Annotated in this window: 1 protein-coding gene; it reads left to right on the top strand. The window is 62.8% G+C overall.

What is annotated here, in order from left to right:
• Positions 1-2303 (top strand): RHS domain-containing protein (locus F1735_RS33030; RefSeq protein WP_167241166.1); only part of this gene is annotated, 2303 nt, incomplete at both ends.

The following is a 2303-nucleotide window of genomic DNA, read 5'->3' on the forward strand; positions in this document are numbered from 1 at the left end:
ACGCGCAACTGGGTCAACGACGGCCGCTCGTGGAGCCTTCGCTACCTGGAACAGGAAACCGTCGTCACCGACAACCTGGGGCGCGAAGAGCGTTACCGCTTCGACGCCAAACAGCGCTACATCGGCAAGGTGGACGCTGCCGGTGGCGTGACGACGCGCCGCCTCGACAGCAATGGCAATGTCCTCAGCATCACAGATCCGGGCGGGCGCAGCGTGAGCTACCGCTACGACCAGCGTGGCCGCGTCACCCGCATCGAAAGCGACGGCAGGGGCACCGGCATCGTCTATGACAACCGGTTCGACAAGCCGGCGCTGATCACCGACGCGCTCGGCGCCACCACCGCCCTGCGCTATGACGAGGTCGGCAACCTGACAAGCGTGACCGATGCGCTGGGCAACCGCACCGCCTACCAATACGATGCGAACGGCTTGCCGGTCAAGGTCACGGATGCCGCCGGTGGCGTCAAAAAACTGGCTTACAACAGCGCAGCGCAGTTGATCAGCTACACCGACTGCTCCAACAACACGACCCACTTCAGCTACGACGACAAGGGTCGCCTGTTGCGCGCCACCGACGCCGACGGCAACAGCACCTTCTACAGCTATGACCCGCTCGGCCGGCCTGCAGGGACCGAAAAGCCCGATGGCGGTGAAAGCTACGAATATGATCCGCTGGGACGCCTGATCGCGCACATCGATCCGCTTGGCAACCGCACCAGCTACGTGCTCGACACGGATGGACAGCCGCTCAAGCGCATCGACGCGCGCGGCGGCGTGATGGAATACCGCTACGACGATGCCCGCCGCGTGGCCGCGCTGATCAACGAAAATGGCGACGCCCACCGTTTCGTCTACGACGCGCTGGATCGCCTGATTGAAGAAACCGGCTTCGACGCGCGGCTGACGCGCTACCGCTACGACGACAGCGGCCTGATCACCGCCAAGGAAGAACTTGGCAGCGCCGAGCGCAGTGAGTACACGCGCATCGACACGCACTACAGTCGCGACAGCGGCGGCCAGTTGGTCGAAACGCTGATCTCACGCACCACCGGCGACACCCAGGCTGAACAATTGCGCCTGCGCTACGCCTACGACTCTGTCGGGCGCATGACCCACGCCATCAATGCGGATGCCGAAGTGAGCCTGCGCTATGATGTGCTGGGCCAACTGGTCGGCGAGCATACGAAGGCCCGCGACTTCAGCGCCGAGTTGCGTCACGAGTACGACGAGCTGGGCAACCGGATCAAAACGGTCTTGCCTGACGGACGAGTTCTCAACAACCTGTTTTACGGCTCGGGACACCTACACCAGATCAACATTGACGGCGATGTCATCACCGACATTGAGCGCGACAAGCTGCACAGGGCCACCAGCCGCACCCAGGGCGCGCTAACCAGCCAGTTCCAGTATGACCCAGTGGGCCGGCTGCTGGCGCAGGTTGCCGGCCATCTGGGCGTGGGCGCAAGCACCGAGCCGGTGATCGCGCGCCGTTACGAGTATGACGAGAGCGGCAACCTGCTGGCGATCGACGACAAACGCAACGGCCGCAAAACCTACAGTTACGACGTGATCGGCCGCATCATGAGCGCCGTGCAGCCGAACCTGGCGGAGCGTTTTGCGTTCGATCCTGCGCACAATCTGCTCGATGAGACGGTTGCCAGCGCCGGCCGGGTTGAAGGCAACCGTGTGCGCGTTTTCGAGGACAAGCGCTACGACTACGATGCGCACGGCAACCTGACAGAGAAGCTGACCGGCAGGCACACGCGCCTGAAGCTGGAATGGAATGCGGCGCATCAGCTGGTCAAGTCGGTGGTCACGCGCAATGCCCAGGAACCGAATCCGACTGTACAGACCGTCAAGTACGCTTACGATCCCTTCGGCCGCAGGATTGCCAAGCGCGATGGGTTTGGCATGACACGTTTTGTGTGGGAGGGAAATCGCTTGCTGTGCGAGGCGCGCGGAAAATGGGAGCGGACTTATGTGTATGAGCCGGACTCGTTCGTGCCGCTGGCGCAGCTCGACACCGTTGCCCAAGACGGCGACGAGGAACGCCGCAGTGAAGTCCATCACATCCACACCGATCACCTTGGTACGCCAAATGAGGTGACCGACCAGCAAGGCGAGATCGTATGGGCATCCGAGTACAAGGCCTGGGGCAACGTGCTGCGTGTCGTCCAGGCTGCGCCGAAGCGCCGTAGTGTGGTCGCTGTTGAGGCTGAGGCGCCGAATGATGTTGCCCGGTTCCAGCCGATCCGTTTTCTGGGCCAGTATCACGACACCGAGACGGGCTTGAACTACAACCG

The sequence above is a fragment of the Massilia genomosp. 1 genome (genome assembly GCF_011682185.1).
Taxonomy (GTDB): domain Bacteria; phylum Pseudomonadota; class Gammaproteobacteria; order Burkholderiales; family Burkholderiaceae_D; genus Telluria_A; species Telluria_A rubra.